The 20,945-nt window shown below is 69.4% G+C and carries 15 protein-coding genes; 8 read left to right on the forward strand and 7 right to left on the reverse strand.

Annotation, left to right across the window (positions count from 1 at the left end; genetic code table 11):
* The first annotated feature begins 39 nt into the window (after nt 1-39).
* Nucleotides 40-4,584 (forward strand): UvrD-helicase domain-containing protein, encoded by a 4,545-nt coding sequence (locus AB0H76_RS02550; protein ID WP_357316305.1) that lies wholly within the window; start codon nt 40-42, stop codon nt 4,582-4,584.
* On the opposite strand, the gene AB0H76_RS02555 is transcribed toward AB0H76_RS02550, so the two are convergent.
* Nucleotides 4,547-4,942, reverse strand: coding sequence for a hypothetical protein (locus AB0H76_RS02555; protein WP_357316308.1), 396 nt, complete (start codon nt 4,940-4,942; stop codon nt 4,547-4,549). The genes AB0H76_RS02550 and AB0H76_RS02555 overlap by 38 nt on opposite strands.
* Nucleotides 4,943-5,102: 160 nt before the next feature.
* Here AB0H76_RS02555 and AB0H76_RS02560 point away from each other — a divergent pair, with 160 nt between their 5' ends.
* Both AB0H76_RS02560 and nudC read left to right on the forward strand, forming a co-directional pair.
* A complete protein-coding gene (locus AB0H76_RS02560) occupies nt 5,103-6,167 on the forward strand; it encodes a potassium channel family protein (protein ID WP_357316311.1) in 1,065 nt (354 codons plus the stop codon).
* Between the two features lie 25 nt (nt 6,168-6,192).
* On the forward strand, nt 6,193-7,095 hold the full coding sequence (nudC, locus tag AB0H76_RS02565; protein WP_357316314.1) for an NAD(+) diphosphatase: 903 nt from the start codon (nt 6,193-6,195) through the stop codon (nt 7,093-7,095).
* On the opposite strand, the gene AB0H76_RS02570 is transcribed toward nudC, so the two are convergent.
* Both AB0H76_RS02570 and AB0H76_RS02575 read right to left on the reverse strand, forming a co-directional pair.
* Nucleotides 7,092-7,367, reverse strand: coding sequence for a mycoredoxin (locus AB0H76_RS02570; RefSeq protein ID WP_357320335.1), 276 nt, complete (start codon nt 7,365-7,367; stop codon nt 7,092-7,094). The genes nudC and AB0H76_RS02570 overlap by 4 nt on opposite strands.
* A complete protein-coding gene (locus AB0H76_RS02575) occupies nt 7,357-8,604 on the reverse strand; it encodes a low temperature requirement protein A (protein WP_357316316.1) in 1,248 nt (415 codons plus the stop codon). Before AB0H76_RS02575 ends, AB0H76_RS02570 begins: the two co-directional genes overlap by 11 nt.
* Nucleotides 8,605-8,715: 111 nt before the next feature.
* Between AB0H76_RS02575 and AB0H76_RS02580 the strand changes: the two genes are divergently transcribed.
* The 3 genes from AB0H76_RS02580 (at nt 8,716) to AB0H76_RS02590 (ending at nt 11,883) form a co-directional block, all read left to right on the forward strand.
* Nucleotides 8,716-10,857, forward strand: a complete 2,142-nt coding sequence (locus AB0H76_RS02580) for an ATP-dependent DNA helicase UvrD2 (RefSeq protein WP_357316318.1) — start codon at nt 8,716-8,718, stop codon at nt 10,855-10,857.
* A gap of 182 nt (nt 10,858-11,039) precedes the next feature.
* Nucleotides 11,040-11,417 carry a hypothetical protein gene (locus AB0H76_RS02585; protein ID WP_357316321.1) on the forward strand — a complete coding sequence of 126 codons (378 nt, stop codon included), beginning with the start codon at nt 11,040-11,042 and terminating at the stop codon, nt 11,415-11,417.
* 181 nt (nt 11,418-11,598) lie between these two features.
* Entirely contained in the window at nt 11,599-11,883 is a 285-nt protein-coding gene (locus AB0H76_RS02590; protein WP_357316324.1) for a WhiB family transcriptional regulator, read from the forward strand.
* 240 nt (nt 11,884-12,123) lie between these two features.
* Here the strand turns inward: AB0H76_RS02590 and AB0H76_RS02595 are convergent, their stop codons facing one another.
* The 3 genes from AB0H76_RS02595 to AB0H76_RS02605 all read right to left on the reverse strand — a co-directional run bounded on the left by AB0H76_RS02595 (nt 12,124) and on the right by AB0H76_RS02605 (nt 15,907).
* A complete protein-coding gene (locus AB0H76_RS02595; RefSeq protein WP_357316326.1) occupies nt 12,124-13,473 on the reverse strand; it encodes an AarF/UbiB family protein in 1,350 nt (449 codons plus the stop codon).
* A gap of 58 nt (nt 13,474-13,531) precedes the next feature.
* Nucleotides 13,532-14,413, reverse strand: coding sequence for a TOMM precursor leader peptide-binding protein (locus tag AB0H76_RS02600; RefSeq protein ID WP_357316329.1), 882 nt, complete (start codon nt 14,411-14,413; stop codon nt 13,532-13,534).
* A gap of 87 nt (nt 14,414-14,500) precedes the next feature.
* Nucleotides 14,501-15,907, reverse strand: coding sequence for a zinc-dependent metalloprotease (locus AB0H76_RS02605; protein ID WP_357316333.1), 1,407 nt, complete (start codon nt 15,905-15,907; stop codon nt 14,501-14,503).
* Nucleotides 15,908-16,034: 127 nt separating this feature from the next.
* Between AB0H76_RS02605 and AB0H76_RS02610 the strand changes: the two genes are divergently transcribed.
* Complete coding sequence (locus AB0H76_RS02610) at nt 16,035-17,060, forward strand: PDZ domain-containing protein (protein WP_357316336.1); 1,026 nt, start codon at nt 16,035-16,037, stop codon at nt 17,058-17,060.
* A gap of 12 nt (nt 17,061-17,072) precedes the next feature.
* Here the strand turns inward: AB0H76_RS02610 and AB0H76_RS02615 are convergent, their stop codons facing one another.
* Nucleotides 17,073-17,666, reverse strand: coding sequence for a PPA1309 family protein (locus AB0H76_RS02615; RefSeq protein ID WP_357316339.1), 594 nt, complete (start codon nt 17,664-17,666; stop codon nt 17,073-17,075).
* A 187-nt stretch (nt 17,667-17,853) separates the two neighbouring features.
* On the opposite strand from AB0H76_RS02615, the gene AB0H76_RS02620 reads away from it, so the two are divergent.
* Nucleotides 17,854-20,850, forward strand: a complete 2,997-nt coding sequence (locus tag AB0H76_RS02620) for a UPF0182 family protein (protein WP_357316342.1) — start codon at nt 17,854-17,856, stop codon at nt 20,848-20,850.
* The last annotated feature ends 95 nt before the right edge of the window (nt 20,851-20,945 follow it).

A 20,945-nucleotide genomic window follows, 5' to 3' on the forward strand; every position in this document is an offset into this window, starting at 1 on the left:
CCCGCCGATCATTCATACGGCTCATTCCGGGGTGCGGGCATGACCCACGTGTCTCCGCGGCAGCTGGCCGAGGCGCTCGGTCTGCCGCCGCCGACGGACGAGCAGGCCGCGGTCATCGCCGCGCCCGCTGGGCCGACGCTGGTGGTCGCCGGGGCCGGGGCGGGTAAGACCGAGACGATGGCCGCGCGTGTGGTGTGGATGGTGGCCAATCGGCTGGTGCTGCCGGATCAGGTGCTCGGGCTGACGTTCACGCGAAAAGCCGCGCAGCAGTTGACCTCCCGCATCCGGACGCGGCTCGCGCGGCTGGCGGGCGCGCCGCTGCTGCGGGAGCTCGACTCGACCGGCGGCCTGCGGGCGCAGCTGGCCGGTGCGGAACCGGAGATCAGCACCTATCACTCCTACGCGGGCCGGCTGCTGACCGAGCACGGCCTGTTGCTGCCCGTGGAACCGTCGGCGACGCTGCTCACCCAGACCCAGCTGTGGCAGCTGGCCCACCAGGTCGTGCGCAACTGGGACGGTGATCTGGACACCGACCGCACCCCGGTCTCGGTCACCGAGGCGGTGCTCGCGCTCTCCGGCCAGCTGGCCGAGCACCTGGTCGAGGCCGAGCAACTCGCCGAGGCGCACACCGAACTCGAGAAGCTGGTCTACACGCTGCCCGCCGGCCCGCGCCAGCGCGGCGGCCCCAGCCAAACCCTGCGCGGCCTGCTCGAAGTACAACAGGAACGGGTAGCGCTCCTGCCTCTGGTCCAGCAACTCGCCGAAGCCCTCCGCCGCCGCGGCGCCCTGGACTTCGGCGCCCAAATGTCGCTCGCGGCCCGCCTCGCCGCCGAACACCACGAGGTCGCCACCGCCGAACGCGCCCGCTTCCGCCTGGTCCTGCTCGACGAATACCAAGACACCGGCCACGCCCAACGAGTACTCCTCGCCTCCCTCTTCGGCGGAACCACCCCACAACCCGCACCCCCCAAACAATCAACACGCCGCAGCACGACCACCCACGTCGAACACGACCTCGACGGCACTCCAGGCCGCGCGCCATCCGACGAATCCAGCCCTGCCGCAGGGATTTCCGGCGATCGCAATGCGGAGCTGCCCGGTGACCATACGGCGGGCGCATCCGCCGATCGTGGGGCCGAGGTGCCCGATGACCGTGGTGCAGGGGCGTCCGGCGGCCCCCACGCGGCGGCACCCGATGACCGCGCCGGAGTAGCACTCGGCGATCGTGCCGAGGAGAGGTCGGGCGATCGTGTTGCGGCGGGAGGATCTGGTGGTCGTGGGCCGGGCGATCGAACTGTTTCGGCGGAAATGGGCGGCGGCATACCGCGGCTGGCGGTTACAGCTGTTGGTGATCCGATGCAGTCCATTTACGGCTGGCGTGGTGCGTCCGCTGCGAATCTGCCGCGATTCGCTACCGACTTCCCCAGTGCGCCGGGGGTTCCCGCGCCGACGCTGCCCCTGCTGACCAGTTGGCGTAATCCGCCCGAGGCGCTGGCGGTGGCGAATCTGGTCGCGGATCCGCTGCGTCGCAGTGCTATCGACAAGGGTGGCGTCACCGTTGACGCGTTGCGGGCGAAGCCGGATGCGGGGGAGGGGATCGTCGAACTGGCGCTCACTGAAACCGTTGCCGAGGAACGGGATTGGATTGCCGAGCGGATCGCGGAGGAGTGGGCGGCCCGGCGGGCGGCCGAGGAGCCGCCGCCGACGTCCGCGGTCTTGGTGCGCCGAAACGCCGACGCCTCGCCGCTCGCGGAGGCTCTGCGCGCACGTGGTCTGCCGGTGGAGATCGTCGGCCTCGGTGGCCTGCTCGCAACTCCGGAGGTCGCCGATATCGTCGCGACCCTGCGCCTGATCGCCGAACCGGCCGCGGGCAGTGCCGCGATGCGCATCCTTACCGGCGCCCGCTGGCGTATCGGCGTCGCGGATATCGCCGCGCTTGCCCGCCGCGCGCGCGACCTGTCGATCAGCCGGCTTTCCGGCGGCGATTCGGGCGAGATCACCGACAGCGTCACCCTCGCTGCGGCATTGCGCGAGGTGGCGCCGGAGCCCGCCGAGCAGGCCGGTCTCGCCGACGCGATCGCGGATCCCGGTGACGCGGAACACTATTCGGACGCCGGTTTCGTGCGTATCGAGGCGCTCGGCCGGGAGCTGAGCGCCCTGCGCGAACGCAGCGGCCAGCCACTGGCCGAACTCGTCGCCGATGTGGAGCGCACCATCGGCGTCGGCGTGGAAACCCAGGCTCGCCGCGCGATGGCCGGAACCGGCGCGGGCCGGGAACATTTGGACGCCTTCGCCGAGGTGGTCGCCGGGTACGCCGCCGACACCGGCGCCTCGCTGAGCGGCCTGCTCGCCTTCTTCGCCGCCGCCGAATCCGTCGAGAACGGTTTGGAGCCGGGCGAAATCGAGGTGGCGAAGGATCGCGTGCAGGTGCTGACGGTGCACGCCGCCAAGGGCCTGGAGTGGGAGATCGTCGCCGTACCGCACGTGGTGCGCGGCGTGTTCCCCTCCGGAACCGCCTCCGGCACCTGGCTCGGCGCACTAGCCGAACTCCCCACCACCCTGCGCGGCGACCGCATCCAGGAGGACGCCGCCGAGGGCGTCCCGGTGCTCGAACTCTCCGACCTCTACGACCGCGCCGACCTGGAGCGCGCCATCAAGGCGCACAAGGAAGCGCTGGAACGCCGGCGCATCGACGAAGAACGCCGCCTCTTCTACGTCGCACTCACCCGCACCGAACGCGTGCTGATGGTGACGTCGCACCACTGGGCCGAAACCGGTTCGTCCCCCAAAGGCCCCTCCGACTTCCTACTGGAGCTGAAGAACGCCGCCGACACCGGCGCCACCATCGACATCCCCCGCTGGGACGACCCGCCCGAACCCGACGCCGTCAACCCCTTCACCGACAACCCCGCCACCGCGGAGTGGCCGCGCGACCCCCTCGGCAACCGCCGCGACCCCATCGAACAGGGCGCCGCCATGGTCCGCGCCGCCTTGGCCGAACTCCGCGCCGAAGCCGCCCGCCCACCACGCGACACCACTCCCGAATCCCCCACAATCAACGAATCACGCCCTGAACCAGTAGATCTCGATGCCGTAGACGATCCCGCCGAGCTCAGTAGTTCTGCCGGGCTCGCTGATTCTGCGGGACTCGGCGATCCTGCTGGCCGCGATGATCCTGCTGGAGATAGTGATCCGGCGGGCCTCGGCGACTCTGCTGGGCTCGGCGATCCTGCTGGAAGTCGCGACTCTGCTGGCCGTGACGATCCCGCTGGACATGGTGATCCTGCCGAACGAGACGACCTCGCCGAGCGCAGTGATCCTGCCGGACTCGGCGACTCCGCTGAACATGACGCCCCCGCACAACACGACGGTTCCGCGGGTGCACAGCCCCCTGGCGTCCGCAGGAGCCAGCGCCCCAGCCCACCGACCCCCTGGGAACGCGGACAGCTGACCGCTGTCTCGGTCCCCCTGCCACCGGGTTACGTCCGCCCCGAAACCCAGGCCGTCGCACCGGACGACCTGCCACCGACCCTGCCGTGGGACGACGTACCCCCGCCTACCGACGAACACGCCCCGCCACCAGACGATTTCGCCCACCCGCCCGCCGACGAAGGCATGCCCTCGCCGGAGGATTTCGCGCGCGCGGACGCCGACCATCTCTCCTCACCACCGGACGATTTCGCGCCCAGCGACCACCTCCCAGACGATTTCGCTCACCCGCTGGTCGAATTCTCCGCCCCTGACGACTTCCCACCCCTCCTCGACGAATTCGCCCCCCTACCAGATGATTTCATCCCCCCACCGGACGACTACGCCCCACCCGCCGACCCGGCGGACCCGGACGGCTGGGCCTCCGACGTCGACGCCCTCCTGGCCGAGTTCGAGGCCGATCAGGCGGCGGCGCGGGAAGTCGAACTGCCGGGCCAGATTCCGGCGACCGCGCTGGTGGAGATGCGCGCCGATCCGGCGAAACTCGCACGGCGCCTGCGCCGCCCGCTGCCGTTCCCGCCGAACCCGCTGGCCCGCCGCGGCACCGCGTTCCACGCCTGGGTGCAGCGCTGGTTCAACGACAGCCGTCTGGTGGGGCTGGATCAACTGCCCGGTGTCGGCGACCTGGAGACCGCCGACGCGGGCGGCGTGGACGCCGAGCTCACCCGCATGCAGGACGCGTTCCTCAACTCGCCGTGGGCGAATCGCAGTCCGGTGGAGGTGGAGATCCCGTTCGAGACCTCGATCGCGGGCACCGTCATCCGCGGCCGCATGGACGCGGTCTTCGCCACGCCCGGCGGCGGCTGGGTCGTCGTCGACTGGAAGACCGGCGCCGTGCCGACCCCGGCCGACGAACCGGCCGTCGCCATGCAGCTGGCGATCTACCGGCTGGCCTGGGCCCGCCTGATGGCCGCCCGCACCGGCGCGACCGAGGCCGCGATGCTCGAAAAGATCAGTGCGGCTTTCCATTACGTCCGCACCGGCCGCACCGTCGCGCCCGCCGAACTGCCGGGCCCGGCCGAACTCGCCGAGCTCATCCGGACCGCGGCGCCGCCGCCTATCGGGCCTGGCGGCTCACCTTCAACGCCTGGGTGATCAGCGGGAGCTGCAACGGCAACCGCAGGACGGCACCGGCTTTCACGACCGGCGACGCCTTCTTGCTGCGCAGCTTGTCGACGGTGAACTGAATGTTGGCCGGGAACACCGCGATGAACAGCAGCGCGGCCAGCCGTCCGCCGAAGCCGCGGGTGCGCGGCACCGCGAGCGCGGCGGCCACGCCGAGTTCGGCGACCCCGGAGGCGTAGGTGTAGGTGCGGGCCGGTCCGGGCAGCGCGGGCGGCACGATGGAGTCCCAGGGTTTCGGCATGGCGAAGTGCAGCACCCCGCTCCCGAATAGCAATGCGGCAAGGGCCAGCGCGGGCCGGCGGCCGTTGTCGTTTTCGATCTGAGCCATGGCTCACCGTACCGCTCGGCCTGTTATGTACGGCCCGTGCTGACCGGGTGGTGCGCCTCGACCGGGCATCACGCGGATTGCGCGGTAGGCTCCCGTGTCGTGCCGGAGCGAGATGTCATGCCGGAGTTCGTCGAGAGCCGCGACAGGGGTGGTGAGACCGGTGTTGAGTGAGTTCGAGGAGAACGCCAACAAGCGGGGCGTCTCGGCCCGCCCGCACTTCGCGCTGGTCGGCGTGCTGCGGATCCCGGAGGTGCAGAACAGTCCGTGGACGCAGCTGGTGCGTCGGGTGCTGTTCGCGGTCGGGTTGCTTTTCACCGCGGCGCTGGTGGTCTACATCGGGCGCGACGGCTATCGCGATGTGTCCGAGGACGAGCTGTCCTTCCTGGACGCGTTCTACTACGCGACGGTGTCGCTGTCGACCACCGGTTACGGCGATATCTCCCCGGTGTCGCCGGCGGCGCGGCTGGCCAACATCATCGTCATCACGCCGTTGCGCGTGCTGTTCCTCATCGTGCTCGTCGGTACCACCCTCGGCGTGCTCACCGAACGTTCCCGGCAGGCATTCAAGATTCAGCGTTGGAGGCGCAGCGTGCGTAATCACACCGTGGTCGTCGGATACGGCACCAAGGGTCGTACCGCGATCGACGCCATGCTCGGCGACGGCGTGCAGCCCGCCGACATCGTGGTGGTCGACACCAATCTGGTGGCGCTGGAAGCCGCCGCGAACTCGGGCCTGGTGACCGTGCACGGCTCGGCGACCCAGTCCGACGTGCTGCGGCTGGCGGGCGTGCAGAACGCCTCCTCGGTGGTGGTCGCCGCCAACCGCGACGACACCGCGGTCCTGATCACGCTGACCGCCCGCGAACTGAACAAGGCCGCGAAGATCGTGGTCGCGGTCCGCGAGGCCGAGAACACCCATCTGCTGCGGCAATCCGGCGCGGACTCGGTGGTGGTCTCCTCCGAGACCGCGGGCCGGTTGCTCGGCGTCGCCACCACCACGCCGAACGTCGTGGAGATCATGGAGGACCTGCTCACCCCCGAGCAGGGTTTCGCGGTCGCCGAACGCGAGATCGAGCCGTCCGAAATCGGCGGTTCGCCAAGGCATCTCAGCGATATCGTGCTGGGTGTGGTGCGCGGCGGCGTGCTGATCCGGGTGGGCGAGCCCGCGGTGGACGCGATCGAGGCGGGCGACAAGCTGCTCTACATTCGCCGCACGCAGAAGTGATTTCCGCGGGGTCTACTCTCGAAGCGTGTCATTTCAGCTGAATGGTGTCCCGCTGCTCTCCCGTTCCGTCTTCGACCGGGCCGAGGAGGTCCGAGCCGATGAGCAAGCGCTGAAGGAAGGCTGGGCGCAGGCCCGGTTGCTGCGCGTGAACAAGCGCGGCCAGGTGCGCTTCGAGGGCACCGCGCTGGTGCTCGACGCGGCCACCGAGCTGTCCGCCGAGCCGAATCCGGCCGCGGTGTTCCTCGGTCTCGGCGCGGACCAGCACGTGTGGGCGGTGCGCGACAACGAGATCACCGGCACGCTGATGGACCTGCGGGTGGCCGCGAACGTGGTCGACGATTACACCGCGGGCCTGCTCTCCACCGCGATCGCCCTGCTGAACTGGCACGACAAGGCCGGTTTCCACGCCGCCGACGGCAGCGTGACGGTCGCCTCGAAGGGCGGCTGGTCGCGGGTCACCGAGAGCGGCTACGAGGAGTTCCCGCGCATCGATCCCGCGGTGATCTGCCTGATCCACGACGGCGGCGACCGGGTGCTGCTCGGCCGCCAGCACACCTGGCCCGAGACGCTGTTCTCGCTGCTGGCCGGGTTCGTGGAGGCGGGGGAATCGCTGGAACGCTGCGTGGAGCGCGAGATCAAGGAGGAGGTCGGCGTCGATCTGCGCGACATCCACTATCTCGGCAGCCAGCCGTGGCCGTTCCCGCGGTCGCTGATGCTCGGGTTCGAAGCCGTGGCCGATCCGGAACAGCCGCTGGTCTTCTCCGACGGCGAGATCGCCGAGGCGCACTGGTTCACCCGCGCCGAGGTGCGCGAAGCGCTGGCGCTGGGCGATTGGTCCGCGCAGCAGCAGGGCAATCGCCTGCTGCTGCCCGGCTCGATCTCGATCGCCCGCACCATCGTCGAATCCTGGGCGGAGCTCGACGCCTAGGTCAGCGTCGCGAGGTGCTCTTTGACGGCGACCAGCGACGGGTTCGTCGCGGTGGAGCCGTCGGCGAACTTCACCGTCGGCACCACATGGTTGCCGTTGTTGACGCTGCCGACGAACTCGGCCGAGGCCGGGTCCTGCTCGATATCGATCTCGACATAGCTGATGCCGGACTCGTCCAGCTGCTTCTTCAGCCGCCGGCAGTAGCCACACCAGGTGGTCGAGTACATCGTCAGATCAACCTTTGCGTCAGTCACGGTCGGTTCAACGCGCATCGCCACCATCCTGTTCCTTGTCCACCGCCGCTTGCCGCAGCCGCCGCTCGGTGCGGTATTCCCACAGCACCGGCCACAGGATCAGGGCGGCCAGCCCACCGACCGCGCCCAGCGCGCCGAGGTGCGGGGCGAAGATACCCAGCGTCACCGCGAGCACCGCGCACGGCACCGGCCAGCTCAGACTCCACCGCCAGCCCGGCGGTGACCAGAGGCCGACGAAGGCGTTGATCGCGAAGTAGGCCGCCGCGCCGCCGCACAGGGTCCAGCCGATGCCGGCCGTCAGATGCCCGGAGGCGTGGCCGATGGCCAGCCCCAGCCCGGCCGCGATGGTGGCGATCGCGCCGGTGAGGAAGCAGTGCATGACCATCACGTGCTGGCGCGAGAGCACCGTCTCGGGCACCGAGCCGCCGAGCAGCCGGGCGACCACGCCGCCGTAGATCAGCGTCAGCGCCCACAGCCCGGCCAGGATCACGAAGGCCCCGAAGCCCAGTACCAGGATCTGGGCGGTCCAGGCCTCCGCGCCGACCGCGGAGATCACCGCGATCACGCCTTCGCCGAGCACGATGAGCACGTACAGGCCGAGGCGTTCGCCCAGGTGCGCCGGATCGGCGTGCAGCGCTTCGATCTTCGGCACCTGTGTCTCGTCGATCTCGCGAACCCGGCGGATCCGGTTCAGCCGCCGCTCGAACTGCTCCTGCATCCCGGCCAGGAGGCGATCACCGCGGACGAAGAACATGATCAGCATGTCCATCGCCAGGCCCAGCGCCCAGCACCAGTACTTCCACGGCTCGGGCACCCACAGCGACACCACCCACGGCAACGTCCCGGCGCCCATTTCGACGATCGGCCAGTCCACCACGACCTTGCCCCGCCCCCAGAGCCCGCCGGAGGCGATGCGCAGCACCACATAGACCGCGGCGAACGCGGTCGCGTGCCGTTCCGGCAATCCGGCCACCGCGGCCGCCAGCACCCCCAGCCCGAGCATGGCGGCCAGCATGAGCGGCACGTTGGTGCGATCCCGGGCGATGTTGCCGTACAGCATGATCACCGCCCAGACCATCCAGAAGGCCAGATAGAGCAGCACATACAGGCCGAAATCGCCGAGCGTCGGGCCGTCGTGCAGCAGATGGGTGAGTTGCAGGACGCCCGCGACGGCGACCAGGTCGAAGAACAGCTCCATCCAGGAGGCGTGCCGCTCGTGCGTGGGCGCCGGCTGCTGCGAGGTTTCCGTGGTCACGATGATCAGTAAAGTCCGGGTCGGCCGCATGCGCGCGTTCGGCCCCGGGCCGCCGCGGGTGCGGCACCGGCAGGTCCGTGGTGACCCGTCGGCCTGTCGGACCCGGCTGTCATGATGGTGCGCGTGCCCCTCGACCTCGCTGCCCTGGATCCCGAGCAGGCCGCCGCCGTGAAGGCGCCGCGGGGGCCGGTGTGCGTGCTAGCCGGGGCCGGGACGGGCAAGACCAGGACGATCACCCATCGGATCGGCCATCTGGTCTCCGCCGGGCATGTGAAGTCCGATCAGGTGCTGGCGGTGACGTTCACCGCGCGGGCGGCGGGCGAGATGCGCAGCCGGCTGCGCGAGCTGGGCCTCGGTGGTGACGCGAACCAGGTGCAGGCCAGGACATTTCACGCGGCCGCCCTGCGGCAGCTCAAATACTTCTGGCCGCAGATCGTCGGCGATGTGCCGTGGCGGCTGCTCGACAAGAAGTTCCCGATCGTGGCGCAGGCCGCGCACCGGGCCGGTCTGTCCTCGGCCACCGAGAGCGTGCGGGATCTGCTCAGCGAGATCGAGTGGGCCAAGGGCACGCTGATCGCGCCGGAGGATTACCCCGCGGCGGTCGCCAAGCACCGGCGCGAGACGCCCTACGACCCGGCGCGAATCGCCGAGGCCTATACCGCCTACGAGAGCCTGAAGACCACACCGGACGGCCTGCTGCTCGACTTCGACGATCTGCTGCTGCACACCGCCGCCGCCCTGGAGGATTATCCAGCCGTCGCCGACGAATTCCGCAGTCGCTATCGCAGTTTCGTCGTCGACGAATATCAGGACGTCACCCCGCTGCAGCAGCGGGTGCTCGACGCCTGGCTGGGCGATCGCGACGATCTGACCGTGGTCGGCGACGCCAACCAGACCATCTACTCCTTCACCGGCGCGACACCGGCCTTCCTGCTGGATTTCTCCCGCCGCTTCCCGGAGGCGACGGTGGTCCGGCTGGAACGCGACTACCGCTCGACCCCGCAGGTGGTGTCGCTGGCCAACCGGGTGATCGGCGCCGCGCGCGGCCGGATCGCCGGAACCCGGCTGCAATTGATCGGGCAGCGCGCCGACGGCCCGGAGCCGGTCTTCGCCGAATACGACGACGCCCCGGCCGAGGCGGCCGCGGTGGCGGCACAGATCAAAGCGCTGATCAAGGCGGGTGTCGCGGCGGCGGAGATCGCGGTGCTGTACCGGATCAACGCCCAGTCCGATGCCTACGAACAAGCGCTCACCGAGCTGGGCATCCCGTATCAGGTGCGCGGTGGTGAGGGGTTCTTCCACCGCGCCGAGGTCCGGCAGGCGATGAGCGTGCTGCGCCAGGCCGCGTCCCGCGATGACCTGCCCGACGAAGCGCGCAGCGGGAACGAGCTGGTCACGCTGGTGAAGGCGGTGCTGGCCCCGGTCGGGCTCACCACCGCCGAGCCGGTGGGCGCGCAGGCCAGGGAGAAGTGGGAGTCGCTGGTCGCCCTGGTCCGGCTCACCGAGGAACTCACCGCGACCGAGGAAGACCTCGACCTCGACGGCCTGCTGCGCGAACTGGGCGCGCGGGCCGAGGCCCGGCACCCTCCGACGGTCCAGGGCGTCACCCTGGCCTCGCTGCACGCCGCCAAGGGCCTGGAATGGGACGCGGTGTTCCTGGTCGGCCTGGTCGACGGCACCCTGCCGATCCAGCACGTGCTGTCCGGCGACGGCACGGTCTCCGACCCGGCCGCCCTCGAGGAGGAGCGCCGGCTGTTCTACGTGGGCGTCACCCGGGCCCGCGAGCACCTGCGGCTGTCCTGGGCGCTGTCCCGTAACCAGGGCAGCCGGCGGACCCGGCGGCGGTCCCGGTTCCTGAACGGGCTCGTCCCCGACGACTCGCCGGCCTCGCGCATTGCCGCGCCGGTCAAGGAGAAGAAGGGCGGCGGGATCCGGCCGTCCTGCCGGGTCTGCGCGAAACCGCTGATCGGGACCTACGCCACCATGCTCGGCCGGTGCCGGCGCTGCCCGGCCGAGATGGACGCCCTCCTGCTGGAGGCGCTGCGGGAGTGGCGGGCGGAGAAGGCCGAGGCGCTGCGCGTGCGGGAGTTCGTCATCTTCACCGACACCACGCTGACCGCGATAGCCGAGCAATTGCCTGCCGACGACCGGGCGCTGGAGGCCATCCCGGGCATCGGCGGCAAGAAGATCACCGAGTACGGGGCGGATGTGCTCGCGATCGTCGCCTCGCGGGTGCGCGCCCGCGCGCAGTGACCCACACCACGGGCGGCCGAAACCCGCTGAGCCCGAAGATCGCTCGGAGAAACCCACAAAACCGCAGGTAGAAAATAGGTTGTCGGTTTCTCCGGCATTGCATATGGTGGGAACACGCACCGGGAGGTAATCCCAGCGCGCACAGTTGACGGATCGACAGAGAGAAGGAGGGAGGCAGACCAATGAGCAACACAATCGCAGTCAGAAGCTTCAGCGCTCACAGCGTTGCGGCTGGTGCGGCCATGTCGGCCTCCCGGGGGATCTCCGCTTTGCAGGGGATCGGTCTGTCCGGCGTCAGCGCACTCGAGTCCAACGTCAACCTGTCGGCGAAAGCCGGCTCGTTCACGTACCCGATTTGCGTCCAGCGACAGACGGACAAGCCCGCCGGCGGTGCTTGGCATCTGGCCGCCGCACACGCGGCAGTCGGCGTCTTCGCCATCGATTCCGGTTATGAGCCGGTGGGTATCAACCCCGCCGCCGACGGAATGGCGAACCGCCTCCGCACCGCAGAAGACCCAGCGACCGTGATCAGAAATCGACAGAGATGTCGAACTAGGTAGGGGACACCTCCCAGACCTTCTGGCCACGGCTCGCAACCCGCGAAACCGTGGCCATTGTTTTTAAGCGGCTCTTCAGCCGTTTGGAAGCGGTTTCGTGGAAAAAGTAAACGAACCGCTGCAAACGAACTGAAGGAGAACCGACGTGTTCACCGCTGAGAAGTGGCCTGACGCCGCTACTGACGTGACATGCCGCACCGTGGCACGGTCTACCCGTACTCGGGAGGCCACTGCGACCGTTCCTTGCCGAGCCGGAGATCCCGATCTCTGGTTCGCCGAGAGCCCGGCGCAGTTGGAGGAGGCCAAGACCCTGTGCGCGGCCTGCCCCATCCGGAAGGGCTGCCTCACCGCGGCCATCGATCGGGGCGAGCCCTGGGGTGTGTGGGGCGGTGAGATCTTCGACCAGGGTGTCGTGATCGCCCGCAAGCGTCCCCGTGGTCGTCCGCGTAAGGTCGCGGTCCCGGCATGAGCGGCAATTCCCCGCTCATGCCGTGGCTGACGGCATACCTCCCTCCGGTCCTCGAGGCCCTACGGACTCTGGCGGTCCGCTGGCGCGCCCAGGAACGAGAAAGCATACGAACCGCTCACCGCGTGATCTGGTGGGCGGTTCGTTTGCGTTGTCGGCCGAAACGAGCACAGGTCATTCGGTCCAGCCGTCGGGGTGTCGGCTGGACCGAGGGGCGCGGATCCGCTCACCCGGCGGCGCTGCTCAGCTCGTGAGTTCGCCGCGCTCCTCGCGCAAGCCGGGCAGCCACTGATTGGCCAGGCCCATGAAGGGCAACTCGGCGTCCAGCTGCGCCAGGATGCCCACCGACCCGCCGAGCACCCGGAAGATCATCACGTGCTCGGCCGGAAGCTGCATCGCCCGTGAGGTTTTCATCTCCGCGCTGGTGATGTCGGTGGCCTTGCCGGCCACCCGCTGCATCCACTTGCGGGTGAAGTGGAAGGACTCGGTGCGGATCGGGTCGGTGAACGGGCGCAGGAAGTCGGCGATCTCGCGATGGGTGACGGTGCGGCCCGGGATGATCCAGCCGTTGTCGTAGAGCACCTGGGTGAGCTCGTCGAAGCGCTCCTCGACGGCCAGCCCGATGATCTGCCCGAGGATCTTCGGGTAGCCGTCGGGCAGCGGCGCGCAGGCGCCGAAGTCGATGACCGCGAGCCGGCCGTCGGGCAGCATCATGAAGTTGCCCGGGTGCGGATCGGCGTGCAGCAGGCCGGCGATCTCGGGCGAGGAGAAGTGGAACTCACCCATCAGCCCGGCCACCCGGTTGCGCCGCTCGTAGCTGCCCGCGAGGTCGGCGGCGCCCTCGGAGATGATCGTGGAAACCGCGGTGCCGTCCAGCCATTCGGTGACGATCACCTTCGGCGCGCCCGCGACCACCTTGGGGATCACGATGCGCGGGTGCCCCTCGAAGGCCTTGGCGAAGGCGCGCTGGTTGCGCGCCTCGTTGCGGTAATCCAGCTCCTCCTCGGTGCGCTCGGTGATCTCGGCGAGGATCGGCTTCACATCCGCGCCGGGAATCACCGAGGCGAGCAGACCCGTCATCCGCGACAGCGTCTTGAGATCGGCGCGCAACGCCTCGTCGGCGCCGGGGTACTGCACCTTCACCGCGACGACGCGGCCATCCGACCACACCGCCTTGTGCACCTGCCCGATGCTCGCCGAGGCGGCCGGGGTGTCGTCGAAGGACTGGAACCGCTGGCGCCACTGCGTGCCCAGCTGCGCGTCCAGCACCCGGTGCACCGTGGCGGCGGGCATCGGCGGCGCCGCGGCCTGCAGCTTGGTCAGGGCCTCGCGGTAGTGCTCGCCGAATTCCTCCGGGATCGCGGCTTCCATCACGCTCAGCGCCTGGCCGAATTTCATTGCGCCGCCCTTGAGTTCGCCGAGGACGGTGAACAACTGCGCGGCGGCCTTCTGGTTGAGCTGGGCGCTGATCTCGGATTTGTCGCCACCGGCCAGCCGCTTGCCGAACCCGACGGCCGCCCGACCGGCGATCCCCAGCGGAATCTTGGCTAACTTGGCATTTCGGGATGAGCCACGGCGCACAATCTCAGACACGTACCCATCATGGCCGACGGACCCCGGAGTTTGCCATGGCAAACTCGAGACTCGTGCGTCACTCATCTTGCCCACCTGCGCAAACATCGTGGCAACCGCAGGCGGGATGTGGCGCCCAATCGCGGCGCTGGATCCGGTGTGAGCCCAGATCCAGCTCCAGGGTGCCGTCGAGCGTGCCCAAGGTGCGCGTGGCCGAGCAGGTCAAGATCGACTCCAACTCGCCGAGCGCTAGCGCTGCGGTTGCCGCCACGGCGGCGGGGGAGGCCTGCCCGACCCGGCCGAGCAATTGCGCCGCCAGATGCGGCCAGGCCGGGTCGAGATCGGTGCGGGTCAGGTCGGCGCAGCGCAGGCAGCTGCTGCGGCCGGGCAGTACCAGCGGACCCACCACGCCCTTGCCATCGCGAATGCGGACCGCGAGATGGGGAATGCGATGCAGGACAAGGTCGTTGGCGAGGCGCGGATCGATGACCGCGGTATCGGTGAGCAGCACCAAGCCGTCGCGCCAGGCGCCGACCTCGGTGCCAACCGGGTAGCCGCGCGAGCGGACCGGCCGAATGCCCAGGCGGCGCACGCCGAGCCCGATCGCGTCGGCGAGCGGCCCGAAGCCGTGCACCCGGACCGACCGGATCCGGCTCTCCGGCGGATCGGGCTGTAGCAGCAACCCGGCATCGTCGATCGCGCCCAGCAGCGCCAATGCCTGGGCGGGCAGCACCCCGGATTCCTCGGCGAGCCAGAGGATCTGGGGGCGGGTGCGCATCCCGTCGAGCAGGCGCAGGAAGCTGAGCACACTCGCGGTGTCCAGATCGTCCGGGTCGAGCACGACCGCGGTGTCGGGATCCCAGCCCAGCTGTACCGCGCCGGACGGGCGCACCAGGATCATCACCCGGGGGTGCAGCATCGGGCCGCTGTGGCCGGTGGCGGCGAGAGGTGTCGATGTCATGGGCCGAGTATGGGCGGACGCGGCGCACCCGAAAATGACGGAAACCCCTGTTACACACAGGGGTTTCCGATTTTCACAGGACGATCGCTAGGACTTGCCGGTGTCCTCGGGCTTGTCGTCCTCGCCCTCCTGCTTGGCCGTCTCGCCCGAATCGCGCTCCCGGGCCTCGGTTTCGGCCAGCTGCGCCAGCGGATCGTCGAAGGCGCCGGTACCGCCGCCGATCACCGAATCGATGAACCCGGCCGGATGGTCCAGATCGTCGGAGTCGGGGAGCAGGTCCGGGTGGGCCCACACGCCGTCGCGCTTCTCCATGCCCGCGTCGTCGGTGAGCCGCTTCCACAGCGCCGCGGCCTCGCGCAGCTTGCGCGGGCGCAGCTCCAGCCCGACCAGGGTGGCGAAGGTCTGCTCGGCCGGGCCGCCGGTGGCCCGGCGGCGGCGCAGCGTCTCGGCCAGGGCGCCCGCACCGGGCAGCCGGTCACCGACCGCCTCGGCGACCACGACCTGCACCCAGCCCTCGATCAGGGCCAGCAGCGTCTCCAGGCGTTCGAGCGCCTGCTTCTGCTCCGGGCTGGTCTGCGGTTCGAACGCGCCCTGCGACAGCAGTTCCTGCAGCTTGGCCGGATCGCCGAGCGCCATCGGGTCGATGCCCTGCGCGGCCTCCTCGATCGAGGAGAAGTCCATCTTGATCCCGCGCGCGTAGCTCTCCACCGCGCCGAGCACCTGCTGCCGCAGCCACGGCACGTGGCCGAACAGGCGCTGGTGCGCGGCCTCGCGCGCGGCGAGGAACACCATGATCTCGCTCTCGGGCTGCTCCAGGCCCGCGCTGAACTCCGAGATCGCGGCGGGCAGCAGGGCAGCGGTGCCGCTCGGGCCCAGCGGCACGCCGATGTCGGTGGAGGTCAGGACCTCCTTGGCGAGCTGACCGAGGGCCTGGCCGAGCTGCGAGCCGAAGGCCAGGCCGCCCATCTGGCTGAGCATGCCCATCATCGGCGCCGCCAGCTCCTGGGCCTCCTCCGGCAGCTGCGCGGTCCACATGCCGTTGACCTGCTGGGCCACCGGATCGCAGAGCCGCTTCCAGGTCGGGACCGTCTCCTCGATCCAGTCGTTCGCGGTCCAGGCGGCCGTCTTGGTCGCGCCCGCGGGCAGCGTGGTCGCGCCGTCGAGCCAGAGCTCGGCCAGGTGCGCGGCATCGGCGATGGCCTTGGCGGTGCTCTCGGTGACCGGGGTGACGTCCGCGCCCAGCTGCTGGCGCGCCAGGCGCTTGGCTACGTCGTAGTTCACCGGCCCGGACTGCGCGCTACCCGGCTGACCCATGCCGCTGAACATCTGGCCCAGCTGGGTCAGCATCTGCCCGAGCTGAGACGGGTCGAAGCCCGCACCGGACCCGCCGAGGCCGAAACCGAACGGGTCGCCGGCCCCGGAGCCTTGCGCTTCGTCACGTTTGCGCGCATCGTCGTCGTCACGGTCCGAGAAGCCGAACGGCAAGTCACTCATGACTCTCACGCTACTCGTTCGGCCCTGGTGGCTGGTGTTCGCGCACCGCGAAACCGGGACCGACGCGCGGGCCTGGAAAAGCTGCCTCTGCCGCCGCCACGCGGGGTCTATCACTATGGTGGGCCTGGTGAATCGTCGGATCTGGACCCTGCTGGCCGCCCTCGTCCCGGTGCTCGTACTCGGGGTGCTCGGCACAGTCATCACTGTGCCCTACGTCGCACTCGGCCCCGGCCCCACCTTCAACACCCTGGGTGAGGTGGACGGCAAGCAGGTGGTGGACGTGGTCGGCACCGAGGTCGATCCGACGACCGGCCATCTCAATATGACCACCGTCTCGGTGCGCGACGGCCTGAACCTTTTCGAGGCGTTCGGCTTCTGGGCCAGCGGCGAGCACGGCCTGGTGCCGCGCGCCGAGGTGTACCCGCCCGGGGTGCCGCGCGAGGAGATCGACAAGTCCAACCAGCAGGATTTCAAGGATTCCGAGGGCAACGCCGAGGTCGCCGCGCTGCACTACCTGAAGCTGCCGACCGTGGTGCTGGTGCGCAAGGTCGGCGAGGACGGCCCCGCGCACGACGTGCTGCAGCCGGGCGACGAGATCGTCAGCATCAACGGCGCGCCGATCGCCGCCCCCAAGGACGTGGTGACCGCGGTGTCCGCGCAGCCGCCGGGCAGCAAACTGAGCATCGTCCTGCGCCGGGACAACACCGAGCAGACCGTCGAGATCACCCTGGCGGCCCGTCCCGACGACCCGGCCAAGGGCTACCTCGGCGTCACCCCGGCCGAGGGCGCCCGCCCGCCGATGCAGGTCACCTTCAACCTCGCCGATATCGGCGGCCCGTCCGCGGGCCTGATGTTCAGCCTCGCGCTGATCGACAAGCTGTCCCCGGGCGAACTCGACGGCGGCAAGTTCGTCGCGGGCACCGGCACCATCGAGCAGGACGGCAAGGTCGGCCCGATCGGCGGCATCCAGTACAAGATGATGGCCGCGCGCGATGCCGGCGCGGAGACCTTCCTGGTGCCCGCCGCGAACTGCAACGAGGCCCGGGCCCGCACGCCCGACGGGCTGCGCCTGGTCAAGGTCGACACCCTCGACACCGCGGTGAAATCGCTCGAGGACATCAACGCGGGTCGCGAGCCGGTCAGCTGCGGGTGAGCGGGTGCCGGACTAGTCGTCGGGATCCTGCTCGAAGGTGTGGTGCAGCGCCTCGACCACGTTCGGGGCCAGGTTCGGGTAGGTCCGCAGGTCCAGCGCCGGAAAGCTCTCGTCCTCGTCGGGCTTGATCTGCAACAGCGCCAGCGACATTCCATCGCGCAGCACCCCGGTGAACAGCCGCGCGGCGCGCCGGTCCGGATGCGCGTGCGCGGCGGCCCGGGCGGCGGCGTCGGCGGCCTCGTGGTCGGCGAGCAGGGGCGTGAGGGCGTCGTCCAGGGTGCTCTCGGCGTCCGGCGGTAGCACCACGATCTCCTGCACCAGCACGCAACCGCGCACCGCGGGCGGCCAGGTGGTGGTGGCGAGGAATTCGTCGAGGGCGATGGAGCCGCCGGTGATGTCGTCGGGAAACAGCTCCTGGGCGATCGGAGTCAGTTCGTTGCCCTGGTCCAGTTGGTCGAGCAAACCGGGTTCGGCGGCGACCAGGTCGGCGGTGGGCACCAGCGCGAACATCTGCGGCGGGCGCCCCCAGCCCTCGCTGTCGGCGAATTCCGCTACTTCGCGCACGGCGCGGGACAAGACGAGTTCGGCGTGCAGGTCTGCGGTCACCGAAACATCCTCGCATCACATCCGAAACCGCGGACACAGACACCGCATGAGACCACCAGGCACCTTTCGGTGTCCGTTTCCGTAGAGTGGGCGCGAGACGGTCGACACGTGTGGACCGCTGGAACATTCGGACTGCGGCGCCCACCGGTGACGGTGCGGGCGCCGCCGGATCTTGGAGCGTGGCATCGTGGGCATGCGGCCCCCCACCGGCTTGTCGTTGTCCCGCCGCAGCCGAGTGCTGCTGGTGGCGGCCATTGTTCTGGCGGCGCTACTGCTGCTCGGACCACGGCTGACCGATACCTACACCAATTGGCTGTGGTTCGGCGAAGTCGGCTTTCGTGACGTCTACCTGACCGTATTGCGTTCGCGCATCATCCTTTTCGTGGCGGTCGGCCTGTTCGTCGGTCTGGTCGTCTGGCTGGCATTGCTGCTGGCCTACCGCACCCGGCCGGTCTTCGTGCCGGTCGCCGGCCCCAACGATCCGATCGCCCGCTACCGCACCACGGTGATGAGCCGGCTGCGGCTGTTCGGCATCGGCATCCCGGTGCTGCTCGGCCTGCTGTCCGGCCTGGTGGCGCAGTCGAATTGGGTGACGTTGCAGCTGTTCCTCAACGGCGGCGACTTCGGCCAGGTCGACCCGCAGTTCCAGCTCGACGTCGGCTTCTACGCCTTCGACCTGCCGTTCTACCGCATGGTGCTGAACTGGCTGTTCGTCGCGATCGTGATCGCGTTCTTCGCCAGCCTGGTCACCCACTACATCTTCGGCGGCCTGCGGCTCAGCGGCCGCGAGGGCGTGCTCACCCGGCCCGCGCGCGTTCAGCTCGCGGTCATCGCCGGACTCTTCGTGCTGCTCAAGGCCGTTGCCTACTGGTTCGACCGCTACGAGCTGCTCTCCAGCGCGCGCAAGGCACCGACCTTCGAGGGCGGTTCGTTCACCGATATCAACGCGGTGCTGCCCGGCAAGCTGATCCTGCTCGCCATCGCGGTGATCTGCGCGATCGCGTTCTTCGCCGGCATCGTGCTGCGCGATCTGCGGGTGCCCGCCATGGCGGCGGCGCTGCTGGTGCTCTCCTCGATCCTGGTCGGGGCGGTGTATCCGCTGATCGTGGAACAGTTCTCGGTGCGCCCGAACGCGGCGGACAAGGAAGCCGAGTACATCGAGCGCAATATCGCGGCTACCCGGCAGGCCTACGGCATCACGCCGGACAAGATCGAGTACAAGGACTACAAGGGCGAGAGCCGCAAGAGCCCGCTGGAGGTCCCGGTCGACCGGGTCACCATCGGCAACGCCCGGCTGCTGGACCCGAACATCCTCTCGCCCACGTTCACTCAGCTGCAGCAGCTGAAGAACTTCTACGGCTTCCCCGAGTCGCTGGACATCGATCGCTACAACATCAACGGCGACGTGCAGGACTTCATCGTCGCGGCACGCGAACTGGATCCGCGCGCGCTCAGCGGCGGCCAGACCAACTGGATCAACCAGCACACCGTCTACACCCACGGCAACGGCTTCGTCGCCGCGCCGGCCAACCGGGTGAACAAGCCGCAGTCGGAGAATCCGAGCGCGACCACTGGCGGCTCCAGCGACAGCGGCTACCCGATCTTCATGGTCAGCGATCTGTTCACCGCTCCGGACAAGCAGCGCTTCAAGGTGGAGCAGCCGCGCGTCTACTTCGGTGAGCTGATCTCGCAGTCCAACGCCGACTACGCCATCGTCGGCGGCACCGAGGGCCAGGCGCCGCGCGAGTACGACTCCGACACCGCCTCCTACACCTACACGGGTGCGGGCGGCGTGCCGATCGGCAACTGGTTCAACCGCCTGGCCTTCGCGGCCAAGTACGCCGAGCGCAATCTCCTGTTCTCCTCGGCCATCGGCAGCGACTCGAAGATCATCTTCAATCGCAGCCCGAAGGACCGGGTGCAGAAGGTGGCGCCGTGGCTGACCACCGACGGCAACGCCTACCCGGCGGTCGTCGAGGGCCGGATCAAGTGGATCGTCGACGCTTACACCACCCTGGACAAGTACCCCTACGCGCAGACCACCTCCCTGGACGGCGCGGTCGAGGACAGCATCGACAACAAGACCGGCCGCCTGCTGCCTCGCAAGGAGGTCAGCTACATCCGCAACTCGGTGAAGGCGACCGTCGACGCCTACGACGGCACGGTGACGCTCTACGAAACCGACAGCACCGATCCGGTGCTGAAGGCGTGGCGCGGGGTGTTCCCGGGCGCGGTGAAGCCGGAGAGCGAGATCTCGCCGGAACTGCGCGCGCACTTCCGCTACCCCGAGGATCTGTTCAAGGTGCAGCGCGACATGCTCACCAAGTACCACGTGGACAATCCGCGAGAGTTCTTCACCAACAACGCGTTCTGGTCGGTGCCGAGCGATCCCACCATCGAGAGCCAGGGCGGCAGCTTCAAGCAGCCGCCGTACTACGTGCTGCTCGGTGACGCGAAGTCGGACAAGCCGGTGTTCAACCTGACCAGCGCGATGGTGGGCTTCAACCGGCAGTTCCTGTCGGCCTACATCTCGGTGCGCTCGGATCCGGACGGCTACGGCAAGTTCACCATCCTGCGCCTGCCGACCGACACCCAGACCCAGGGTCCACAGCAGACGCAGAACAGCATGACGACCGCGGATCAGGTCTCGCGGGAGAAAACCCTGCTGTCCAACTCCAACAAGATCAAGTACGGCAATCTGCTGACGCTGCCGATCGCCGACGGCGGCATCCTGTATGTGGAGCCGTTCTACAACGAGCGCAATACCGGCCCGAACACCTCGACCTTCCCGCAGCTGCTGCGCGTGCTGGTCAGCTACCGCGACGAAGCGGGCAGCGTGAAGGTCGGTTACGCGGCGACCCTGGCCGAAGCGCTGAACCAGGTGCTCCCCGGCGCGGGCGCGCTGGCCACGTCCTTCGGCGGTGACCCGGCGACCCGTCCGAAGGCGGGCACCACGCCGCCGGTGCCGGACACCACCCAGCCGCAGCCCGGGACCACCCCGCCGGTGCCCGGCACGGCGACGCCGCCCAGCGGGGCGTCGGCCGCCAAGGACGCCGCCGCCGCGGAGTTGAACCGGAAGATCGAGGCGGTACGCGCCGCCATGAAGACCGGTAACTTCTCCGATTTCGGCCGGGCGATGGACGAACTGGAGGTCGCGGTGAAGGCCTACCAGGACGCCAAGTAGTCCAATACACAGAAACGGCCCCGCTGAGTCCCAGTGATCAGCGGGGCCGTTCCTGTATGCGCTGGACGGGCCGGGTTCGGCGGCTCCGCCAGCGG

This window comes from Nocardia sp. NPDC050712 (genome assembly GCF_040654295.1).
In the GTDB taxonomy this organism is placed as follows: Bacteria; Actinomycetota; Actinomycetes; order Mycobacteriales; family Mycobacteriaceae; genus Nocardia.